Annotated in this window: 20 protein-coding genes and 2 pseudogenes; 9 read left to right on the forward strand and 13 right to left on the reverse strand. The window is 66.8% G+C overall.

Annotation, left to right across the window (positions count from 1 at the left end; translation table 11 throughout):
- Window position 1 precedes the first annotated feature (1 nt).
- Window positions 2–2,005: a serine/threonine-protein kinase gene (locus tag G6N44_RS02715; protein WP_163660895.1), complete on the forward strand. Its 2,004-nt coding sequence runs from the start codon at window positions 2–4 to the stop codon at window positions 2,003–2,005.
- Between the two features lie 3 nt (window positions 2,006–2,008).
- On the opposite strand, the gene G6N44_RS02720 is transcribed toward G6N44_RS02715, so the two are convergent.
- The gene (locus G6N44_RS02720) at window positions 2,009–2,647 is read right to left on the reverse strand and encodes a TetR/AcrR family transcriptional regulator (protein ID WP_163660897.1); all 639 of its coding nucleotides are present in this window, start codon (window positions 2,645–2,647) and stop codon (window positions 2,009–2,011) included.
- Window positions 2,648–2,691: 44 nt separating this feature from the next.
- A complete protein-coding gene (locus G6N44_RS02725; protein WP_163660898.1) occupies window positions 2,692–3,333 on the reverse strand; it encodes a VldE C-terminal domain-containing protein in 642 nt (213 codons plus the stop codon).
- Between the two features lie 121 nt (window positions 3,334–3,454).
- On the opposite strand from G6N44_RS02725, the gene G6N44_RS02730 reads away from it, so the two are divergent.
- A complete protein-coding gene (locus G6N44_RS02730) occupies window positions 3,455–4,756 on the forward strand; it encodes an acyltransferase family protein (RefSeq protein ID WP_163660900.1) in 1,302 nt (433 codons plus the stop codon).
- Window positions 4,757–4,815: 59 nt separating this feature from the next.
- Here the strand turns inward: G6N44_RS02730 and aceA are convergent, their stop codons facing one another.
- On the reverse strand, window positions 4,816–7,098 hold the full coding sequence (aceA, locus tag G6N44_RS02735) for an isocitrate lyase ICL2 (RefSeq protein WP_163660902.1): 2,283 nt from the start codon (window positions 7,096–7,098) through the stop codon (window positions 4,816–4,818).
- A gap of 217 nt (window positions 7,099–7,315) precedes the next feature.
- Here aceA and G6N44_RS02740 point away from each other — a divergent pair, with 217 nt between their 5' ends.
- Window positions 7,316–7,471 carry a hypothetical protein gene (locus G6N44_RS02740; RefSeq protein WP_163660904.1) on the forward strand — a complete coding sequence of 52 codons (156 nt, stop codon included), beginning with the start codon at window positions 7,316–7,318 and terminating at the stop codon, window positions 7,469–7,471.
- Complete coding sequence (locus G6N44_RS02745; protein ID WP_372508177.1) at window positions 7,468–7,872, forward strand: DUF4267 domain-containing protein; 405 nt, start codon at window positions 7,468–7,470, stop codon at window positions 7,870–7,872. Before G6N44_RS02740 ends, G6N44_RS02745 begins: the two co-directional genes overlap by 4 nt.
- Here the strand turns inward: G6N44_RS02745 and G6N44_RS02750 are convergent.
- Together G6N44_RS02750 and G6N44_RS02755 are read right to left on the reverse strand one after the other, a co-directional pair.
- Window positions 7,869–9,128 carry a spinster family MFS transporter gene (locus G6N44_RS02750; protein WP_163660908.1) on the reverse strand — a complete coding sequence of 420 codons (1,260 nt, stop codon included), beginning with the start codon at window positions 9,126–9,128 and terminating at the stop codon, window positions 7,869–7,871. The genes G6N44_RS02745 and G6N44_RS02750 overlap by 4 nt on opposite strands.
- Window positions 9,121–9,975, reverse strand: coding sequence for an SDR family oxidoreductase (locus tag G6N44_RS02755; protein WP_179964535.1), 855 nt, complete (start codon window positions 9,973–9,975; stop codon window positions 9,121–9,123). The genes G6N44_RS02750 and G6N44_RS02755 overlap by 8 nt, the downstream gene beginning before the upstream one ends.
- A 60-nt stretch (window positions 9,976–10,035) precedes the next feature.
- On the opposite strand from G6N44_RS02755, the pseudogene G6N44_RS02760 reads away from it, so the two are divergent.
- Both G6N44_RS02760 and G6N44_RS02765 read left to right on the forward strand, forming a co-directional pair.
- Window positions 10,036–10,571 (forward strand): annotated as a pseudogene (locus G6N44_RS02760) (SDR family NAD(P)-dependent oxidoreductase).
- A pseudogene (locus tag G6N44_RS02765) lies at window positions 10,568–10,892 on the forward strand (nuclear transport factor 2 family protein); the annotation flags it as partial. The pseudogenes G6N44_RS02760 and G6N44_RS02765, both read left to right, overlap by 4 nt.
- Window positions 10,893–11,072: 180 nt before the next feature.
- On the opposite strand, the gene G6N44_RS02770 reads toward G6N44_RS02765, so the two are convergent.
- The 5 genes from G6N44_RS02770 to G6N44_RS02790 all read right to left on the reverse strand — a co-directional run bounded on the left by G6N44_RS02770 (window position 11,073) and on the right by G6N44_RS02790 (window position 16,279).
- Window positions 11,073–12,077: a hypothetical protein gene (locus G6N44_RS02770; RefSeq protein WP_163660912.1), complete on the reverse strand. Its 1,005-nt coding sequence runs from the start codon at window positions 12,075–12,077 to the stop codon at window positions 11,073–11,075.
- Window positions 12,074–13,405 carry a Dyp-type peroxidase gene (locus G6N44_RS02775; RefSeq protein WP_163660914.1) on the reverse strand — a complete coding sequence of 444 codons (1,332 nt, stop codon included), beginning with the start codon at window positions 13,403–13,405 and terminating at the stop codon, window positions 12,074–12,076. Before G6N44_RS02775 ends, G6N44_RS02770 begins: the two co-directional genes overlap by 4 nt.
- 6 nt (window positions 13,406–13,411) lie before the next feature.
- Entirely contained in the window at window positions 13,412–13,972 is a 561-nt protein-coding gene (locus G6N44_RS02780; RefSeq protein ID WP_163660916.1) for a hypothetical protein, read from the reverse strand.
- A 199-nt stretch (window positions 13,973–14,171) separates the two neighbouring features.
- Window positions 14,172–15,689: an AMP-binding protein gene (locus G6N44_RS02785; protein WP_163660917.1), complete on the reverse strand. Its 1,518-nt coding sequence runs from the start codon at window positions 15,687–15,689 to the stop codon at window positions 14,172–14,174.
- A complete protein-coding gene (locus tag G6N44_RS02790) occupies window positions 15,686–16,279 on the reverse strand; it encodes a TetR/AcrR family transcriptional regulator (RefSeq protein ID WP_163660919.1) in 594 nt (197 codons plus the stop codon). Before G6N44_RS02790 ends, G6N44_RS02785 begins: the two co-directional genes overlap by 4 nt.
- 122 nt (window positions 16,280–16,401) lie before the next feature.
- Here G6N44_RS02790 and G6N44_RS02795 point away from each other — a divergent pair, with 122 nt between their 5' ends.
- From G6N44_RS02795 to G6N44_RS02805, 3 genes are read left to right on the forward strand one after another with little or no spacing between them, the layout of a single operon-like run.
- The gene (locus G6N44_RS02795) at window positions 16,402–17,238 is read left to right on the forward strand and encodes a mycofactocin-coupled SDR family oxidoreductase (protein WP_163660921.1); all 837 of its coding nucleotides are present in this window, start codon (window positions 16,402–16,404) and stop codon (window positions 17,236–17,238) included.
- Window positions 17,235–18,419: a cytochrome P450 gene (locus G6N44_RS02800; protein ID WP_163660923.1), complete on the forward strand. Its 1,185-nt coding sequence runs from the start codon at window positions 17,235–17,237 to the stop codon at window positions 18,417–18,419. The genes G6N44_RS02795 and G6N44_RS02800 overlap by 4 nt, the downstream gene beginning before the upstream one ends.
- Before the next feature lie 5 nt (window positions 18,420–18,424).
- Window positions 18,425–18,883, forward strand: coding sequence for an SRPBCC family protein (locus G6N44_RS02805; RefSeq protein WP_163660925.1), 459 nt, complete (start codon window positions 18,425–18,427; stop codon window positions 18,881–18,883).
- Here G6N44_RS02805 and G6N44_RS02810 read toward each other — a convergent pair.
- The 3 genes from G6N44_RS02810 to G6N44_RS02820 all read right to left on the reverse strand — a co-directional run bounded on the left by G6N44_RS02810 (window position 18,880) and on the right by G6N44_RS02820 (window position 21,554).
- Complete coding sequence (locus G6N44_RS02810) at window positions 18,880–20,553, reverse strand: acyl-CoA synthetase (protein WP_163660927.1); 1,674 nt, start codon at window positions 20,551–20,553, stop codon at window positions 18,880–18,882. The genes G6N44_RS02805 and G6N44_RS02810 overlap by 4 nt on opposite strands.
- An 84-nt stretch (window positions 20,554–20,637) precedes the next feature.
- Window positions 20,638–21,075, reverse strand: a complete 438-nt coding sequence (locus tag G6N44_RS02815; RefSeq protein ID WP_163660929.1) for a hypothetical protein — start codon at window positions 21,073–21,075, stop codon at window positions 20,638–20,640.
- Window positions 21,076–21,188: 113 nt separating this feature from the next.
- A complete protein-coding gene (locus G6N44_RS02820; protein ID WP_163660931.1) occupies window positions 21,189–21,554 on the reverse strand; it encodes an Rv0313 family protein in 366 nt (121 codons plus the stop codon).
- Window positions 21,555–21,630: the final 76 nt, after the last annotated feature.

The raw sequence follows: 21,630 nt of genomic DNA on the forward strand, positions 1-21,630 counted from the left end.
CATGGCAGGACAAGAGGGAACGCGAGCCGTCCTGGTGACCGAATCGGCACCGGTCAAGGCCGAGGGCACGCCGACAACCCGTCCGCGGTTGCGCACCGGGCGGCGGCGCGTCGGCAATGGCTTGGTCGAGATCCCGATCCGAGGGGACATCGAACCCGCCAGTGCTATTCTCGCCAACCCTGTTGTCGCCGAGGAGAAACGGGTGTGCCCCGGCTGCGAACGCCCAGTGGGGCAGGGCAGTGCCGGACAACCCGGCTCCAGCGACGGGGTGTGTCCACGGTGCGGTGCCATTTTCTCGTTCTCACCGCATCTGGAGACCGGGGAGTTGGTGGCCGGTCAGTACGACGTCCAGGGCTGCATCGCACACGGCGGTGTCGGCTGGATCTATCTGGCGATCGACCGCAATGTCAGCGATCGGTGGGTGGTGCTGAAAGGTCTGCTCCAGCCCGGAGGACAGCAGGCGCAGCAGATCGCTGTCGCCGAAAGGCAATTCCTCGCGATGGTGAATCACCCCGGCATCGTCAAGATCTACAACTTCGTCGAACATCCTGGCTTCGATGGCCGCCCGGTGGGTTACATCGTGATGGAGTACATCGGCGGAACGACTCTGGAAGCCATCCTGGCGGAGCAGCAGGCTGCCTCGGGTGAAGAAGCCAGACAGATGATGCCGGTGGAGCAGGCACTCGGCTATCTGCTCGACCTCATGCCGTCGCTGTTTTATCTGCACTCACTGGGCCTGGTCTACAACGACCTCAAGCCGGAGAACATCATGCTCACCGAGGACAACGTCGAGTTGATCGACCTGGGCGCGGTTTCGGGCGTCGAGGAGTTCGGATACATCTACGGCACCAAAGGATTTCAGGCACCCGAGATCGTGCGGACCGGACCTACCGTCGCCACGGACGTCTATACGGTCGGCCGTACGCTGGCCAAACTGACCGTGGACCTGCCGAACGACCGCTACGCCGAGACGTTGCCCACCCGCGACGAGGTGCCGCTGTTCGAACAGTACGAGTCCTTCTACCGCTTGCTTGTCCGCGCTACCAACCCCCGCCCAGCACAACGGTTCTCGTCGGTGGACGAGATGGCCGACCAGTGCCGGGGTGTGCTCCACGAGATTCTCGCCGAGCAGACCGGTTCGCCGGCCCCGAGGACCTCAACGCTGTTCAGCCCGCCGCGCTCCACCTTCGGTGCCGATCTGGCGTTGCGGAGCACCGATGTATTCGTCGACGGCCGTCGACGCACCGTTGCCCTGGACGCCCGCGACATCGCCTGCGCCTTGCCTGAACCCGTGCAGGTCGAGGAGTCCGACGATGACTGGCGAATCGAGTGGGACGACGGGATCGCCGGCCTGCAGGCCGGCGACCTCGGGACGTCCCTGACCTGTTTCGAGCGTGTCGTCGCCCTGCTTCCCGGTGAGGCCGCACCCAAGTTGGCGGCGGCCGCGACGGCGGAACTGTTGCTGGACACCGACGACGCGCCGGACGCGGAACGCTTGCGGGCCTTGGCCGAACGGTACTACCGCACGTTGTGGCGTACCGACCACGCGATGGTGAGCGCAGCGTTCGGCCTGGCTCGCGTCCTCTTCCACCGCGGCGATCGGGTGGGAGCGATCGACGTGCTCGACCAGATCCCGGTGACCTCGCGCCACTACGGTGAAGCCCAACTGACGTCGGTGGTGCTGCTGCTCGAGGGGCGGTCCAGCGCGGACATCACCGAGGCAGACTTACGCGATGCCGCGCGGCGGGTGGGTGGCCTGCCCGAGACCGAGGCACGCGTTTTGCAGATCCGAGCGCTCGTCCTCGGCACCGCCCTCGACTGGCGCCGCTCGGGCGCGGTGAATGCCTGCGGGGAACGGCTTCTCGGCCATGACTTCGACCAACGGGGACTACGCGTCGGTGTCGAGGAAGCGTTGCGGGAGCTTGCGCGACACTCGCCGCGGCGGCGTCACCGCTACCGCCTTGTCGACGTGGCGAATTCGATCCGGCCGCCGAGCTGGATGTGACGCCTAAACGTCCGACCGGGTGACGCCGCGAACCACGGCGACGCAGAGGGTGGCGCATTCGGCCGCGAGTTCCTCGGGCGTTTCCGCGGGGTCCTCGAGCCAGGCTTCGATGATCTGGTTCACCCCGCCGACCATGAACTGTGCGCCACGGCGCAATTCGGCCGGGCCCGGCGCCGCCGACTGCAGCACATCCGGTGCGAGCTGGACGATCAGGCCGGTGATCATCTCCAGGATGTGTGTGCGGTGCTCGGTCAGTCCGGCGACGCTGCTGACATCGCCGGTGGCGATGCGGTGGATGTGCGGGTCGGCCGCGATGATCTCGAGGAATGCGGTGAGTGCCGACCGGAGTTTGTCGGCCAGCTTGCCCGGGTCGCCGACGCCGGCGTTCACCAGCGCGGTCAGCAACTGATCCCGGACATCGTCGGAAATGGCGAACAGCAATGCGTCTCGGGTCTCGAACTGCTCGTAGAAGTAGCGTGACGTCAACCCGGCGGCACTGCAGACGGCACGTACGGTCACCTCGGTGATCCCGGATTCGCCCCAGATCTGTCGTCCCGCGGCGAGCAGCTTGCTCCGTCGTTCGGTGCGGCGGTCGGCCGCGCTGATGCCGCCGTATCCGCGCACCACCTGTACGCGCTTCATCGACAGCACCCTACCTGCCGACTCAACGTTGCCCCTTCGGCTTCCTAGCGGCTTATCGACCCCAGGAAATAGGTCTCGTGCCCGGTGGGATACCCGCCACCGTCGGTGGCGATGTGCACATGGTCGAAGTGATTGGCAGTCTCGTTGCCGTAGTCCGCGGTCCAGTGCGGTGCGCCGATCCCGGGATAGAGGCCCTGACGCCAGATCGCATGCAGCACACCCCAACGTTCGGCGTTGGCCAGGGCGAAACCGGCGATCTGATTTCCGAGCTCGATGCCCTGCTTGGAGTGGTAGTTCGGGATCATCACGTCGATGGCCAGACCGTTGGGGTGCCACTTCAGCGCGTCCTGCCGATACCCGCCGATCGTGGTGATCTCGGGGAACATCACAGCGATGGCACGGGCCACCCAGATCGTCTTGAGTTGCAGCCCGCCCTCGGGCGCCGGGCCTTTCGGCAGGGAGAACTGGAAGTCACGGGCCACGACGGGTGCGCTGGCCGCCACCAACTCGGCCTGAGCCGGGACCGGCACCGGTGGCTGACTGCTGGGCGGCGGTGTTACCGATGGGGCCTCCGGACGCCACTTCGACTCGGTGCTCTGCGCATACACCATGCCCCCGGCGAGAGCGACCGAGGCGGCAAGTGCCAGCAAGCGTCCTGCGCCGCCGGCCAACCGTCGTTTCCCCACGGCAGCAATCTACTGCGGTCACCGCCGCGGCGGGTAATCTTTGCCATCGGCGGGGCCCGGTCCTGCCCGACACGTAGTAATACCCATTCGCACAGTGCTCTCAGACCGGCAGACTGGAGCCATGCCCATCGATGAGGTCGTTCCGACCTCGGACACCGTCGCCCGCGACACCACACGCGACCGCGACCGCGCCGTCGACGTGGCGCGCCTGGGCGCCCTGCTCGTGGTCATGTTCGGGCACTGTGCCCTGCTGTTGGCCACCATCGACTCCGGCGGCGTGCGGGTCGGCAACATCCTCGGCGCGTTGCCTGCGCTGGCCCCGGTTACCTGGGTGCTGCAGGTGATGCCGCTGTTTTTCATGGCCGGTGGGGCCGCGGGCGCCTACAGCTGGCGCGACGGACGACCCTGGGGAGAATGGCTGCTCGCCCGCGCACAACGGCTGTGCCGGCCGGTGTTCTGGTACCTGGCCGTGTGGACGGTGGTCCTGCCGGTGGTCCACGCGACGATGGGAGCCTCGTCCGCGTCGGCACTCGGGCGCGAATGCGTGGCGCTGCTGTGGTTCCTGGGCGTCTACCTGGTGGCGCTCGCCTTTGTCCCGGCGCTGATGCGCCTGACCACCGGTCGGACCCTGGCCTGGGTGGTCGCCGGACTGCTCACCACGTCCGCGGTGGTGGATGCGATCCGGTTCGCAGTGGGAACGCCCGAGGCGGGCACCGCCAACCTGATCATCGTTTGGCTGATCCCGGTCGTGATCGGGGTGGCCTATGCGCGTCACCTGATCTGTGCACGGCGGGCGCTGGGGATCGCAGTCGTCGCCTTGACCGCGCAGGTAATCCTCGCTCTCACCGGTATTTACGACGTGTCCCTGGTCGTCACCGGAACCGAGCGGGTGTCCAACGTGTCACCTCCGACGCTGCTGCTGGCACTGCAGTGCATCTGGATGCCATGTCTGTTCATCGCCGCCGCGAACCCGGTCCGGCGCTGGGCCGCCCGTCCACGCGTCTGGTACGTGGTGGCGATGGGCAACGGGGGAGCCATGACGCTGTACCTGTGGCACATCCCGGTGATCGCGATCGCCGCGTTCAGCCTGCACGCTCTCGGCCTTGACGCCTTCGATCCACATGCCCCGGGCTTCTGGGCCCACCTTGCCCTGCGCGCAGCCGTTTTCGCCGTTCTCATGGCGGTGGCTTTCCGGCTGCTGTCACCACTGGAACACCGTCCGCTTCCGTGGTGGGACAGCCGGGTTCTGATCAGCGGGCCCCGGTCGGTACTGACCGGTGTCCTGCTGTGCGTCGCCGGTACCACATTGACGCTGATGGCCAAGAACGGGCTCGACGGTGTGCTGGGATGGTCAGCACTCGTCGGATTCGTCATCGCGGTCGTCGCTGCGCGGGCCAGCGCGGGCAGGGCTGTCACGGTCTGATTCACCAAGGCACCCGTGCATCGGATTCCAGGACCGGGTGCGAACACCCGGCGAAAACCTCAGTCCTCCTTGCGGATCAACCGTCCCAGCGCCTCACGATCGGGTGCCAGCAGCTCATCGATGCGGGCCTGGTTCACGTCGGCCACGATGATCTCGCCGACCTCCTGGTACACATCGCTGAAGATGCCGTGCGCCTTCATCTTCTCGGTCTGATAGAGGTTGTCCTCGGTCGGTGTCACGTAGTAGACGATCTCCGGCTTGAACCGGTGGATCAGCCACACGTGGATCAGATCCATCAGGCGCTTCTTGCGCAGCTTCTCGGCGAAGGTGTTCTGGTCGCGCACCGTGAGGATGTTGCGGCCATGCCGGTCCTTGATGGGGTCGACGACAACGTTGGCCAGCGGCTCGTCACCGCTGCCGTAGATACCGAGATCGAGCACGTCCGATCCGGCGCGGCGCGGTCGCAGTTGCACCCGCAGGTTCTCGCCGATCTTGTAGTGATCGCCCCACATCGCCAGCCACTCCTCGAGCAGCTTCTTGGGCACCTCGGTCTGCACCAGATGCTGGTGCTGTGTGGAGCCGGCGCCCATCGACTTGGTGGTGGCGGTGCGGCCCGAGGACGCCGCGAGCGCTGCATCGCTGCGGGGGCCGCCCACCAGGGTTTGCGGTGTTCGGTAGGGAGATTCGACGAGTCGCATCTTGCGTTGCAGACGGGCCAACGCCAGCATGCCTTCCTGCTGGAGCGAGGTGGCGAACTCCTCGCACGCCACGCCGTCGACCTGGTGGCCGCCATAGGTGATGAAGTTGAAGACGAACCCCATCTTGCCGAGTTCCTCGGGGAACGCCCGCATCTCGTCATCGGTCATCCCGGTGGTGTCCCAGTTGAACGACGGTGACAGGTTGTAGGCGAGCATCTGGTCGGGGTACTCGGCGTGGATCGCGTCGGCGAACTGCTTGGCGTCGGCCAGGTCGGCGGTCTTGGTCTCCATCCACAGGATGTCGGCAAACGGCGTGGCCGCCAGCGACTTCGCGATCGCATACGGAATGCCGCCGCGAACCTGGTAGTAGCCCTCGGGGGTCTTCACCCGCTCGCAGTCCCAAGCCACGTCGACGCCCAGCTCGCGCGCCTTCTCCTGCGCCGTGTACAGCGATGCCCGCGCGGCGAAGGTACGCCAGTCGTCGGCGCCCATCGCGATCGGCTCACCCTCGCGTTCCCGGTATTCCAGCAGTTCGGCGACCGCCTCGCCGTAGGTGTTCAGGCCGGCGTCGGCCTGCCACGCTTCGACGAACGCCGACTCGACCTTGTCGAACAGGGCATCCACCGAATCGCCGGACCGGTGACCCTTGGCGGCCTCGTCGATCGTGTTCGTGATGCCCTGGCGTTCCAGCCAAGCCTCGGCGGTCGCGTACTCACCGTCGGGCAGCGCGTAGAGCAGGTGGCCGTTGAGTTCGGTGACGCCCTGGTCGTAGAACCGGCGCACCATCGCCAGGAAGCACGACTTGTAGGTGGGCACCGAGAGGTTCGTCGCCCCCAGTAGGAACGGTTGGTCGCGCTCGTCGGCGCGGCTGTCGATCAGGTTGGCCGCCTCGGCGTCGGTGCGCGCGACGATGATGCCGGGCACCCGCATGATGTCCAGCTGGAACCGGGCGGTGTTGAGCCGCTTGATCTGCTCGTCCGACGGCACCAGCACCTTGCCGCCCTGGTGACCGCACTTCTTGGTGCCGGGACGCTGATCCTCGATGTGGTAGCCCGGCACCCCGGACTCGACGAAGCGGCGGATCAGGTTGCGCACGTGCGGATCGCCGCCGTGGCCGGTATCGGCGTCGGCGATGATGAAGGGCCGGTAGTCGTAGACGGGTGATGCTGCTTGCTGCTCCGGGGTCATCCGCAACCGCAGGTACTGCTGATTGCGATCGGCGGTCAGCAGGGCACGGACCAGCCCGGCCGCCTCGTCGGGTACCTGGCTCAGTGGGTAACTCGCCAGGTCGGGCCCGGGATCTTCGCTGATCGAGCCCTTCGCCGAAGTGGCCCAGCCGCCCAGGTAGATACCCCCGATGCCCATCCGTTTCATCACCACCGCCTGGCCCGGCGAATACGGCCCGAAGGTGGTGATGCTCTTCTTCTGGGCGAACAGCTCGCGAAGGTGAGGATAGAACGCGGTGGCGGCCTCGCGGGCCACCGGATAATCCGACGGGATGGTGCCGCGCTGCTCAGCGACCTGCCGCGCCGTGTACAGCCGGGTGATGCCCTCGAACCGAGGGCTGTCGATGTAGGCCTGCGTGGCCTCGACATCCTTCTCGAACGACGAGTTGGTCTGTGCGTTGGCGTCGGTGGTGGCCATGTCTGCGCTCCTGAACTCGGGTACTGGTGATTATCGCGGGATGCGGGCCCGGACGGACCGAGTTGGCGCAAATCGGCAAACTACCCGGATTCGAGGTTGTCGCACGTTCCGGCGGGAAAATCCCAAAGACAGCCGATGTCAGGGTGTTTCGCTAACGGCATGGTCGAGTTGGAACGGTGTCGCCGTGAGCAACCCGCCGGGGCCCTAGGATCGGCAGATGTCGAAGTTCACCAGGAAAGTGAAATCGATCTTCAGCAGGCGTCGGCCGGTGCCACCGGAGGATGCCGCCGAGATCAACGACTGGGTCAACGAGGGCGGTGCGTTACATCCCGACGGTCCGCCAGAGGTCATCGTTCCGAAGAAGAAGCACTGATGGCTGACGCAGTCGCGCTGGCCGCCGGCGCCGTCCGCTTCGCGTCGGGCGTCTCGTTTCTCGTCGACCCGTTGCGAGCCAACCGACTGTGGGGCGCACGGAACGAACCCGACATGACGGCGCAACTGCTGCTGCGGTCGATGGGATATCGCGATGCGCTGATCGGCGGGCTGCTGCTGGCGGCGGGATTACGCGGCAAGGACACTCGCGGCTGGTTCCTGGCCTCCGGCGGTGCCGACGCCGCCGACCTGCTCGGCGGCGTGGCGGTCCACGACCAGATGCCCCGGTCGCAGCAGGTCATCGGCCTCGGGGGAGCCGTGGTCGGCATCGGGGTCGGCCTGTGGGGCGCCACCCGCCGGCGGGAGCGGGCCACCGACCGGCAGTCGATCAGCCCGGACTAGGCAGCCGTCTCGATGATGTCGTCGCGGTACCAACGTGCGGCGATGAGGTAGCAGCCCATTGCCATCAGCTGCAGCGCGGGCACCAGGATCAGCAGGGCCCGTCCCAGCGCCTGCGCGCCGAGGTCGGCGGTCAGCGTGTCACTGATCAGGCCGGTGACGAACGGACCGACGGACCCCAGGGTGGCGTTGAAGAACAGGAAGATCGCCGACGCGGTAGCCCGTTGCCCGGGCAGCACCAGACGGTGGATGGCCGCGATGGACGGAGCCAGGTACGCCGTGCCGATGACGTAACTCAGAGCCAGGAACCACACGCACGCCACGCGGCTCTCGACGGTGAACGCCAGCACCGAGGCCGGCAGCAGCAGGGCCGTCGTCGCCACCACAATCCACAGCAGCCAGCGTGCATCGCGTACCGCCAGCCGATCGGCCAGCCGACCCACGATCAGCAACCCGAGCACCCCGGCCAGGCCGGTGGCCAGGCCGTACTCCCACCCGACCTCGCTGAGCGACATGGACCGCGTCCGCATCAGGAAGGCCGGGGAGAATGTGGTCAGCGAGTAACCGGCGGCCGAGACCAACGCCGTCCCGCCGATAACGGCCAGGAAGCTGCGTTTACGCAGCAGCGCCCACCACTTGACCGTGATGTCCGGTTCCTGCCGGACCGCAACCGGCAGCGATTGACGGGTCCCGACGATCCACAGCACCAGCGGGGCGAACACCACGCTGAACGCACCTATCACGACGAAAGCCGTTCGCCAGCCGAGATTTTCGGCCAGCAGTCCGCCGCCGATCAGGCTGGTGGCGCTGGCCAGGGGAATCGCGAACGTAATGACTGCCAGCGGTGCCGCGCGACGTTCCGGGGCGAAATTGCGGGCCACGTAGGCATGCGCGGCCGGGGTACTGCCCGCCTCGCCGACCGCGACACCCACCCGAGTGAGCGCGAGCTGAAAACCGGATTGCACGGCACCGCCGAGCATGGTCATGGTGCCCCATAGCGTCAGACAGGCGGCGATCACCGCGCCGTACGCCCCGCGGTCGGCGACCCGGGCCACCACGACGCCGAGCACCGCGTACACGATCAGGAAGCCGAAGCCGTTGATCACCCCGATCGCGGTGTCCGACAGGGCAAGGTCGTGTTTGATCGGCTCGGCCAAGACCGAGGGCAGGAATCGGTCGACGTAGTTGAGGGTGCCGACCAGGGCCAGCAGTGCGACCGCGGACCACGCGCGCCGCGGTGGGTGTCCCGCCTCAAGCACCCCGAACGCCGCGGGTGAATCGCCACAGGTACCGCGGCAACCGGTGCAGCGGCACGGCCTTCGGCCACTCCTGGGGGCGGAAGAAGGCATCGGAGCCGCCGTCGACGAAAATCACACTGCCACAGAGGAAATCGGCCGAGTCCGACAGCATGAAACACATCCAGTCGGCGAGGTGGCCTGCGTCGCCGTACCCGCCGACCGGTACCGGGAACTTCCGCACGGCGGCACCCTCGCGCGGATCGGCGAGTTGGGCCTGTAGGAGTGGCGTCAGGATGGCGCCCGGGGCCAGCGCGTTCATTCGGATACCGGCTCCGGCCCAGGCCGCGGTAACGGCATTGGTCCGCAGCCAGCGGCTCACCGCAATCTTGGAAGCCGCATACATCAGGGCCGATCCGTTCCGGCCCAACAGGCGCAGCGATCGGACCGCCTTGTCGGTGTCGCGTGCCATCAATGCGCGGATGGTGCGGCGGGGAACGATCGGTACCGTCGTCGTCGAATTACTCGAGATCACTACGACTTTGGCACGGTCGGCTTTAGCCAGAGCGGGCCGCCAGGCTTCGAGGAGTTCGACCACTCCGAGAAAGTTGACCTCGGCGATCAACCGGTTGCGGTCGGCCCCCGGGCCAGGGCCGAGGCCGGCGGCCAGCACGGCCCCGTCGAGCACTCCACCGCACGCGGCCAGCACGCCGTCGGCCGCTGCGCGGCGGCCCTGCGGGGTGGACAGGTCGGCTACCACCTGGCCTTCTTTGAGGTCCACACCGATCACGGTGTGTCCGAGATCCTGGAGTCGTTGGGTGACCTGCAATCCCATGCCGGATGCGGACCCGGTGACCGCGTATGTACCGATGATTGCCTCCTTGCCGCCCGGATCCGGGCTGGTCTGGCGGCCAAAGATAGCATCCGAGGGATGACCGACCTTGCCAGATACGGGCCGTGGGCCGTGATCGCCGGCGGCTCCGAAGGTGTGGGCGCGGAGTTCGCCCGCCTGCTCGCCGAGGACGGGTTCAACCTGGTCTTGCTGGCGCGCAAGGCCGGCCCGCTGGAAGCCACCGCGCAACGGCCGGGAGCTGGGCGTGCAGGTGCGCACGCTGCCGGTGGACTTGGTGGACAGTTCGTCGACCTCAACGTGACCCGGATGATGGAGTTGTCCAGCACTTCGGCAGGCCGATGGCCGCGCGCGGCCGGGGCGGCATCCTGCTGGTGGGGTCGCTGGCGGGTTATGCGGGATCGATGCGCCACAACGTCGACGTGCTGGAGCTGGTGCTCGGGGTGACCCGCACGCCGGCGATGCAGCGCGCCGGCCTGAACTTCGACGCCCCGGGCATGCTGATCAACGATCCCGCCGAGGTTGCCCGCGAAGGACTGGACCACCTTGGTCGGGCCCAGGTGATGCTCACGTCCGACGCTGCCATCCGCGACCTGATCAACAGGCGAGCGCAGTGACGACGTCCGAGGTGGCAGCACCGGAGGCGCGGCTGCGCCGCCTGGAGGACGAACGCGACATCGCCCGGTTAGTGGCGTCCTACGGCCCGCATGTGGACGCCGCCGACGCCGACGGCACTGCCGCGCGGTGGGCGACCGACGGCCAGTTACGAGGTCGAGGGCTGGACGATAGCCGGCCGCGCAGATGTCCACGCGATGGTCAGCTCGACATCTCACTGTGCCCTGGTGGCCTCGGGCTGCAGCCACTTCCTCGGGCCCGCTGTGGTGACGGTTGACACCGACACCGCGGTGGCGGTGTGTGAGTCGCTGGTGCTGGTGCGCCGATTCCGGTGATCCGGGAGTCGGTGCCGACCATCGCGCAGGCACCCGGCGGCCCACCGGCAGCCGAGCCGCACCTTGCGGCAGATCCGGCGCCCGGCCCGGCGGCAGTGCCACTGCCCGCACCTGCGCCTGCAGCCTGTGTTTCCTCGGCGCGATGCCGTAGCAGGGAGCCCGCCCGAATTACGGCATGGTCGCCACGTTGTTCCAGAAATGCCTGAGACTGTCGGTACCGCCGAACAACGTTGTGAAATTGGTGGAATCGACCAGGACGATATCGCCGGCCCGACCACCCGCCGGGGGCATCCAGATCAGCGCGTTGAACTCGGTGTTGCCCGCCTCGGTGAACGGATGCGGCCGGGTCGGGTCGACGCGCTGGCGCCCCAGCACCCGCAGTGCGCTGCTTTCCGGTGCGGTCAGTTGGTAGTGCGGCAGGTGCGGGTGGAAATTGAAGGTGGGGACATCGGCGAGCAAACCGGGGGAGTCCAGATCGCGCAGTGCCGTCAACGGGGCGATCTCGGTGGTGCCCTCCACCACCGCCGGACGTAGCCCCCAGACGTTGTGCACCGGGACGTCGAGCGCCGACATCAGCGAGCGGGTGTACTGCCCGAACCGCTGCTGCCGTGGCACCAGCGGATCGCCGTGATGCAGATACTCGACCTGGCGTCGGGCGTAATCGTCGGTGTCGCCGACATCGTGATGCGGCGCCAGCAGTAGACAGGTGCCCTCGCGCCGCAGCCAGCGACGGATCGCCTCGATCTCGGCGGCATTGGCCTCCTGTTCGGACAAGATGTGGTCGAGGCCGAACACCATCAGGGTGTCGCAGTCGTCGAGAATCCGCTCGTCGATCGGTAGCCGGTAGCCGGCCTGGTCGATCCGCTGGAACACGGCCACCGGGTGCCCGGTCGCTTCGCCGGCCAAGTCCTGGAAGGCCAGCGTCGACCGGTGGAACAACTCCAGCGTTCCGGCGATGCCCTGCAGAAAAGCGGCTCCGTCGTATTCGGGTGTCTCGTATGCCGGCCACAGCACGTTGCGGACCTCGGTCATCGTGGAGAACCGGTTCTCCATGGCGGCCGGACTGCGCTGGGCTTCCCACGGGTAGCTCCACGTCCAGTAGATGCTGATCCGGCGGCATCCGTCGTGGCGGCGGGGAACGTGTGTCTGGTTGTAGGTGCGGGCACCGGTCAAGAGACGGCCTTTCCGTCTCCGGCGGCCAGGTACCGCAATGCCGACATACCCGGTAGTAAGAAGTAGGCGCCACCCCGAAGCGTGGTGAATGCCGGAATTCCCTTGTGTACCTTACGTATCGGCCGTTTGGGTACGGTGAAGTCCAGCGTGCCGTCCTGGGTGCCGCAAATCGGGTCGTGCTCGTTGTCCAGTTCGTGGAACGTCTTGTCGTTGATCCAGACGTTCTGCGCGAACTCGAACTGGCGCACCAGATCGGCGCAGATGATGAACGCCGCGATACCACGCTCGGCACCGTCGTCGGGTGCGCCGTCGGGCAGGGCCGGGCCGTAGGTGGCGCCGCGCCGGATCATCCGGCGGCGGTTCATGTAGTGCGCGGTGTCCCGTGGGTTGAGTCGGCGCGCATGTGACCCCAGCGGGCAGGCGTAGCCGAAGGGATCCATCTCTTTGTAGTTGAAATCGTTGTTGCGCATGGGATCTGCACCCAGCTCGGGATCGTCGTGCTCGGGTGCCAGCACCAGGGGAGCGCCGCTGCGCCACCGCCCCATGAACTTCGCCGCCAGCAGTTCCCCGGCTTCGGGTGAATCCGACCGTTCACGGATGTAATCCCGGAACAGCGTGACGTGCTCCTCGAGCCGGCGGTAGGCCATATAGCTGCCGTTGCGGGACAACACCTCCGGCTTGGGCAGATTGGCGACCGGTCCGTCTTCATCGGGATAGCCGAGGATGAACTCACCGGGCTCCAGCGGATCACCCGAACCCGGGGTCGGCTCCTCCCCGGACCCCTTCATCACCGGTTGGGACAACCGGTCGCGAAATCCGAAGTGATCGTGGGCGTAGTTGAACGGTGGGCTCGCGTTCAGGTCCAGATAGGACAGGCTGCGTACCCCGTCGGTTCTGTCCAGCAGCTTGTCGTGCTCATCGATGGAACGACGGCACTGCTCGTCGGTGCGGGAGAACAGGATTGCGATGGCATGCAGGTCCTCGCCGGCCAGGCCGCCCAGCCAGTGTTCGGGTGCGGCCGCGCCGGTGTCACCCAGGATCGAGGCACGCTCCGCCATGCCCTGCCGGAACGCATCCGGGAAGCTGGCCAGCGCCTCCTCGTCGACGCCGAGTGCCCGCAATCCGGTCCAGGTGAAGGCCAACGTGACCCAACGGTCGGATTCGTCCATGGTCGCCACCGCGTCCGCGGCCGAGGACACCTTGTCCAGCAGCGCGGCGAGCCAGGCCCGGCCACCCTCGGGGGTGTCGAACGTCAGGAACTCGTAGCGCCCGGTCAGCGCCGGGGTGCGGGTAAGCAGGATGTGCTGGATCTCGTCGAACTCGAGCACGGTCGGCTACTGCATCTGGTCGAGCATGTCCGAGAAGGCCGCCTTGAGTCGCAGGGCCTTCTTGATCTCATCGGCGGTGACGTACGGATACTCGCCGTATTCCAGGAAGCTCGGAACCTGGTGCGCCCGGACGAACTCGATGAACGCCTGTGGGTTCTCCTTCCAATCCTCGGGAAACCCCTCCAGATGGGTGAACACCGTGGTGATGCCGGTGCTACTGAACAATTGCACCGCATCCTCGGTGTACTTGTCGAAATCGGTGTCGAAGATGCCCTGGTATTGGAAATGTAGACCCGACCCGACATCAAAAAGTACCCAACGCAAATAATGCAGTCGCAGTGGCGCGAGTACGTCCGGACTGCCGGCGATCGCCGCCTCGATTTGCTTGCCGTATTCGCGCACTACCTCTTCCCGCCCCTCCTTCACCTTCGCGATGATGGAGAAGCCGTGGCAGGCAGGTGTCCTCGGGTAGACGGGCCCATACCTGCCTTGTTCGAGTTCGAAATAGCCCTCCGGCGGAATGGCCAGCGCGGCCGGCTTGGTCCAGTCGGGTTTGTTCGCAGTCACTTTGGCACCCCCAGGTGTAGTCAGGTAGGACGGAACGCTAGCACCCTCATTAAGTCGGGGACGGGGATTGCATTGACGGCTTGTCTGAATTTGTCGGGGCATCTGAGGGAAAACTCGGAAAACGCGCGTACCGGGCGTATCGTTCGCTGGGTCGGGGCCATTTGAGGGGTTGGCCGCGGCCATCTCCTGGCCCGATCCACTACGCGTTCTCGGTGCCGCTCAGAACGGCAGCGCGGGCGAAGGCACGAACCCGGTCCTTGGCGACCTTGCCGTTGCCGGTCAGCGGCAGCGACTCGGTGAACAACACCACCCGTGGCCGTTTGAAACCGGCGATGATCCCGCGGGCGTGGCCGATCAACTCGTCGGCGGTCGGTTGACGCCCCGGCACCGGGACGACCACCGCACACACCGCCTCGCCCCAGTAGTCATCGGGGACCGCGACCACCGCCACCTGGTCGACCCCGGGGTGGCCGGACAGAGCGTCCTCGACCTCGCGGGAGGACACGTTCTCACCGCCGGTGACGATGATGTCCTTCAGCCGGTCGACCACGAACAGCCGACCATCGGCGTCGGTGCGGCCCATATCGCCGGTGTGCAGCCAGCCATCCTCGGTGCCGGCACCGTCCGGCCAGTATCCGGGAGTCACCTGTGCGCCGCGCACCAGAATTTCGCCGACCTTACCCACCTGACCGGTCGGCACCAGCCCGCCGTCCGGGTCGGCGATGCCGATCTCGACCGCGCGGTGTGGATGGCCGGCGCTGGTGAGCAATTCGGGCCGTCCCGCGGCGCCGGCCCGGTGGTCGTCGGGACCGAGAAACGTGATGTTCCCACCGGTTTCGGTCATCCCGTAGCCCTGGTGGAAGTCGACTCCGAGCACCTCGATCGCGCGGCGCAGCAGATCCAGCGGCATCGCGGCAGAGCCGTAGGCGACCGTGTTGAGGGTGGGCAGGTCGGTCGCGGTGCGTTCCAGATAGCCCAGCAGCGCGTGCAGCATCGTCGGCGCCAGCGAGCACGAAGTGACCCTGTGCGCGCGAACCAGTTGTGCGAAACTCTCGGGGCGAAATTGTGCGCACAGCACGACCGTGGCGGCGACCGCGTGCTGAACCAGCATATTGTAACCGGCGATATGGCACATCGGGAACGGCAACAGGTACACGCCGGCCGGCTGCACCGAGCGACCCTCCACCGAGCCCCACACCGCGGTGAGGATCGAATGATGGCTGTGTAAAACAGCTTTCGGAACACCAGTGGATCCGCTGGTGAACAGTAGCCAGGCCGGATCGTCCGGACCGGCGTCATCGGCGAAGGGGAGATCGCTTGCGGGTGCGGCTTGCCACTCTGCGGATCCGAACGCGACCGCCGGCGCCGCGGTGCCGGTAAGAGCCGAGAGATACCGGTCATCACCGAGCAAAAGGGTGGGCCTGGCGGTGGCCAACTGCGCCACCTGCTCGGCCGGGCTGAGACGCTGATTCATCAACGTGAGCACGCGCCCGCTGCGCGGCACACCGTAGTACAGCTGGGCGTAGGCGGCGCTGTTGTCGGCGACCACCGCCACCCGGTCACCCGGGGCGGTCCGGGCGGCCACCCAGCCTGCGACACCGCGGACCTGGCGGTCGAACTCGGCGAAGGTCGCGGTGGTCCCATCGTCGCCCACCACGGCCTGGCGTCGCGGTGTGCCGGCGGCGGCCACCGAAATCAGCTCGTGGAGAAGACTCATTCCGGATCACCCGGCGGCAGTTCGAACCGGTCAAGGTAGCGGCGCACGAAATCCTGGGCCTGGCCGTGCCCGCGGCTGATCCCCAGTCCCTGTTCGAGCACCAGGATGCGGGCCAGACTCGCCACGATCATCGACATCACCACGGGCGGAAACTCGTCCGTGTCGACCCCGTGGGCCTGTAACGCCGAGGCCATCGCGGTCTCCTCCAGAGCGCGGAACCGGTCGGCGTAGCCGGCGATCTCGGTGCGGATGGCCTTGCGGTGGTTGGCCAGAGCCGTGAACTCCATCCACAATGCTGCACCCTGTGTGCTGTTGAGCTCCCACAGCGCGTGCAGCGGGCCGTCCTCGGCGAAGGCCTCCTGCTGTGTGCTCAGGTTGCTCTCGGCTCCGGCCTGCAGCACCGCCACGAACAGGTCGTCCATGCTGGGGAAGTAGTAGTGCACGAGTGCCGGTTTCACCCCGGCATGCGCGGCCACCCGTCGTGATGTCGCGGCGGCATAACCTTCCTCGAGCATGACCTGGGCGGTCGCCCGGATCAGGGCGCGCCGGGTGGTCGACTCACGTCCGGCGGGGGCCTTGTGCGTACTCATCGCATCCTTGACCACGCGCGGCGGCGGCTGCTAGACATGGCCTGAGTGTAATTATTGGGCGATCGCCCAAGGTAGGCAGTGTGGCGGTAACCCGACACCTGCCCCGGCATTGAGGGCGGGCAATGACTGGACGGGTCGACGGCAAGGTTGCACTGATCACCGGAGCCGCCCGGGGGCAGGGGCGCAGCCACGCGGTGCGGCTGGCAACCGAGGGCGCCGACATCATCGCCGTGGACATCTGTGCCACCTTCGACCGGTCACCGGTCTCGGGTGCGACTGCCGAAGACCTGGCCGAAACTGCCGACCTGGTCAAGAACCTCGGCCGGCGCATCGTCACCGCCGAGGTCGATGTACGCGATTTCGGCGCGCTCAAGGCGGCGGTCGACAGTGGCGTCGAGCAGCTGGGCCGACTGGACATCATCGCGGCCAACGCGGGGATCGGCACCACCGGGGTGAAGCTGGACCGGATGGACGAGGACCTCTGGCAGGAGATGATCGACGTCAACCTCAGCGGGGTGTGGAAGACCGTGAAAGCCGGTGTGTCCCATATGCTTGCGGGTGGACGTGGCGGTTCGATCATCCTGACCAGCTCGGTGGCCGGGTCGAAGGCCTACCCCTTTACCGGGCACTACGTCGCGGCGAAACACGGCGTGGTCGGCTTGATGCGCAGCTTTGCCGTCGAACTGGGTCAGCATTCGATACGGGTCAACACCGTGCACCCGACCCACGTCAACAGCCCGATGCTGATGAACGAGAAGACCTACCGTATGTTCCGGCCCGACCTGGAGAACCCCGGCCCCGACGACCTGGCGCCCATCTGCCAGACCTTCCACATGCTGCCGGTCCCGTGGGTCACCCCGGAGGACATCAGCAACGCGGTCCTGTTCTTGGCGTCGGACGAGGCCCGCTACATCACCGGGGTCACCCTTCCCGTCGACGCCGGCAGTTGCCTCAAATGACCGTCTACTACGACCCGTACGACGTCGGCATCGTCGCCGATCCCTATCCGGTGTACGCCCGACTGCGCGACGAGGCACCGTTGTATTACAACGAGCGCTATGACTTCTGGGCGGTGTCGCGGCACGCCGATGTAGAAGAAGCGTTGTCGGACTGGGAAACATTCTCCAACAGTCGAAGTGACATCCTCGAACTGATCAAGTCCGACTTCGACATGCCCCCGGGCGTGATGATGTTCGAAGACCCGCCCATGCACACCCTGTTGCGCGGGCTGATGTCCCGGGTGTTCACCCCGCGCCGGATGGCCGAGATCGAGGACCAGATCCGGCAGTTCTGCGTGCGCTGCCTGGACCCGCTGGTCGGGTCGGGTGGTTTCGACATCATCGCCGAACTGGCGTCGATGATGCCGATGCGGGTGATCGGGATGCTGCTCGGCATACCGGAATCCGAGCAGATCGGGGTGCGTGACGCCAACGACGCCAATCTGCGTACCAAACCGGGCGCACCCATGAAGGTGGTGCAGGCCGACCGCATCGCCGACGGCCGGATCTACGCCGACTACGTCGAGTGGCGGTCGAGGAATCCCTCCGACGACCTGATGACGGCGCTACTCAACGTCGAGTTCACCGACGAGTTCGGCGTCACCCGCAAGCTCGAGCGCAAAGAGGTACTGCACTACACCCAGGTGGTGGCGGGTGCGGGAAACGAGACCACCGGCAGGCTCATCGGCTGGCTGGCAAAAGTGCTCGCCGAACATCCCGACCAGCGTCGCGAGGTGGAGCGGGACCGCTCACTGCTGACCCGTGCGGTCGACGAGACGCTTCGCTTCGAACCCACCGGTCCGCATGTGGCGCGCTGGGTGGCAAGGGATTTCGAATACAACGGTGTCACGGTTCCGGCCGGGAGCGCGATGCTGCTGCTGTTCGGGGCGGCCAACCGCGATCCGCGCCGCTACCGCAACCCCGACACCTTCGACGTCCACCGCGACAACATCAGCCACCTCACCTTCGGCAAAGGGTTGCACTACTGCCTGGGCGCCAATCTGGCCCGGCTCGAAGGCCGGGTGGCCCTCGACGAACTGCTCAACCGTTTCCCAGAATGGGAGATCGACTACGACAGTGCGCAACTGGCGCCGACCTCGACGGTGCGCGGCTGGGAACGATTGCGTCTTGTGGTGAACTGAACACCGTGAACATCTGGATCGGTCAGGCCCGGCGCAATGTCAGCGGTGAGGTGCCCGCACCGCCCGAACAGGTGCGGGCGTTCTACGTCGATCTGGACAACATCCCGCGGGTGCACCCGCTCGTGCAGTGGGTGCGCAGCACATCCCGGGTGGACCTGGCCGACGGATACCAGCAGGACTATCGGGTGCGCGATCGGATCCCGTTGGGGCCGATGGGTCTTCCGATCACGTATCGCGCCCGGGTGATCGTCCCCACCGCCGGCCCGGTGACCGCACACGCCAGACAGTTCCCGCAGGTGCGGCTGGACAGTCGGGTGGACTTCGTGACGATCGTCACCGGCACCCGGATCACCGAAGAGTTGACCATCGCCGCGCCCAGGCCGTTGTTGGCGCTCACCGTGGAGCAGGCGGTCGCCGCCCACACCACGATGCTTGCCGCCATCGCCAAAGTGATGTCGGACTAGGAGGTACTGACGGCCTCGGCGTGCTCGGTGGCCACCGACTTGGCCCAGCGGTAATCGGCCTTGCCTGCGGGGGAGCGCACGATCTGAGGTGACCGGACGAACGCCTTGGGAATCTTGTAGCGCGCGATCGCAGTCTCACACACCGCCACGAGTTCCTCGTCGGTGGCCGAAGCGCCTTCGGCGAACTGCACCACCGCGACGACCTCGTTGCCCCAGCGCTCCGAGGGGCGCCCGACCACGACCACGTCGTAGACGGCCGGGTGTGCGGCAATGGCCCGCTCGACCTCCTCGACGAAGATCTTCTCGCCACCGGAGTTGATCGTCACCGAATCCCGGCCCAGCAGCTGAATACGCCCGTCGTCCAAGACGTTTGCCCGGTCGCCCGGAACCGCCCAACGGACTCCGTCGATGGTGGGGAAAGTGCGTGCCGTCTTGGCCTCGTCGCCCAGGTAGCCCAGCGGGATCAGATCGCGTCGCGCCAGCCAGCCGCCGCCCTCGCCGGCGCCGAGTACCCGCGACAGATCCTCGGCAACCACCGCGGTATCGGATTGGGCATTGAAGGTGGCGGCCTCGGAATCGGTGCCTGCGGTGGAAGCGGTGCTCATCTGGGTGCCCGACTCCGAGGAGCCCACGGCATCGAGCAACATCAGGTGCGGCAGTGCGGCCAGGATGCGCTCGCGGACGGTCGGGGAGAGGGGCGCGCCGCCGTTGGTGATCGTGAACAGGCCGGACAGGTCGTAGTCGCCCTTCTCGATCTCGTCGATCAGCGGCCGCGCGATCGCATCGCCGACGACGGGGATGCTCAGCACCCGTTCGCGTGCGGCCAGTGCCAGCACGTTGTCCGGGCGCATCCGCACGACATCGTCGGGAATGACGAGCTTTCCGCTCATGGTGATGGCGTTGTAAGCGGCCCACTGTGCGGCGCCGTGCATGAACGGAGGGATCATCAGCAGCGACAGCCCGCCGCCCGCGGTGGCGGCCCGCTCGGCGAGTTCCTCGTACGACGCGATGAAGGTGTCGCTGCCGAACGGCCGGCCACCCATCGAGGACAGGAAGATGTCGTGCTGGCGCCACAGCACGCCCTTGGGCATGCCGGTGGTTCCGCCGGTGTACAGGATGTACAGGTCATCACCCGAAGGGGTCGGCATACCCGCCTGCGGCGCAGGGGTCTTCAGGATGGTCTCGTAATCGACGGCACCCGGCAGCAGTTCGTTGCCGGATTCGTCGGCGACCTGGATGAGCACAGCCAGATTCGGCAACTGGTCGCGGATCGCCGCCACCCGGGGCGCGAACTCGGCGTTGTAGATCACCGCGCGGGCGTTCGAATCCTTCAGCAGGTAGAGGAGTTCCTCCTCGACATAGCGGTAGCTGACGTTGAACGGTGCCACCCTGGCGCGGTAGCTGCCGATCATCGACTCGAGGTACTCGTTGCCGTTGCGCAGGTAGATGCCGAGGTGATCCTGACCCGATTCGTGCCCCGCCAACTCATCGCGCTCGGTGTGCGTGCCGAGGCCGGCCGACACCAGATAGTGCGCGAAGCCCTCGACGCGCGCGTCGAACTCTGCGTAGCTGAACCGGTGCTCGCGCCACACCAGGAAGGTGTTATCGGGCACGGCTTTGGCCACCGTGGAGAACACTGTGGACAGGTCGAACTTCACGTCAGCGCTCATGGCACTCCTGGTGTGCACGGATTCGGGCCCCACGACCATACAAGGAGCGCTTGGCTGTATGGCCGAGGGGGTGTGACCCGCGCCTCAGACCGGGAAGAAGCCGTCGCCGGTCAGTACGCCGGGCTGCCAGCCCTGCGCGCCGAGGCACAGCATCGGCCGGCCGTCGGGAGACTGTGCTGCGGCCTGCGGCCCCGGGCACGGTGTGCCGATCTCCTGCACGCCGTGCAACGGATAGGCATAGGTCCAGAAGCCGGTGTAGACCGGTGGCCACTGGTTGGGGATCCAGCGGCACTGCATCGCCGTGCCGCCCGGCCCGCGGCCGAACACATTGCGTTCCCAGCTGAAACAGGGTGCGCCGTTGGACGCCTCGTAGCTCATGCCGGGGACGTCGGTGGGATAGCGGCCGGGATTGTCCGGGTACATATTGCTGTTGTCGTCGGCGAGCGCGCCCGGCGCCACCGAAATCGCCGTTGCCAGCGCCGCCGCCGCGACCGCCGTGGTACCGAAGAGCTCGCGAATCATGTTCCACCCTCAGTAGCGCCGGCCGCCTGTCGAATCGGGCCGGCCAGTTCATTGACTTTGGCTCAGAAGCCTAGCCGGTCGCGCAGCGGTGCAGTCCACATTCGGACCCGTTGTTACTCGCCGGTATCGGTGTCGAGCACGCTGACCGCGATGCCGTAGGGCAAGAACCGCACCCGGCGGCCGGGATCAGTGTTGGCCGCGTTGGCCCGCAGGGCATCGAGTTCGTGCGGGTAAACCTGCTCGATATGGGCACCACCGGCATCGTCGACGGTGTAGATCGCCCACACCCCGTCGCCCTTCTCGCCGGTGGTCTCGGGCTCGGTTCTGGGTCGTGAGAACCGGGTGACCTCATCGATCAGTCCGGCCCACCCGGTGGCCTGGCCGGAATTTCCGAAAAGCTTGCCCAACCCGTCGAGGGCATCGCGGGCGACGCGGTCGAAGTCCTCGGGGTCGAATCCGAACGGTCCACTGCCACTCATGCGCTCTCCTCGGTGGTTGTGGGCATCTGAAAGTGTCAAACACCAGTGTGCGCGCACGCGGCGCCGGGCGGGATGG

It is taken from the genome of Mycolicibacterium alvei (assembly GCF_010727325.1).
In the GTDB taxonomy this organism is placed as follows: domain Bacteria; phylum Actinomycetota; class Actinomycetes; order Mycobacteriales; family Mycobacteriaceae; genus Mycobacterium; species Mycobacterium alvei.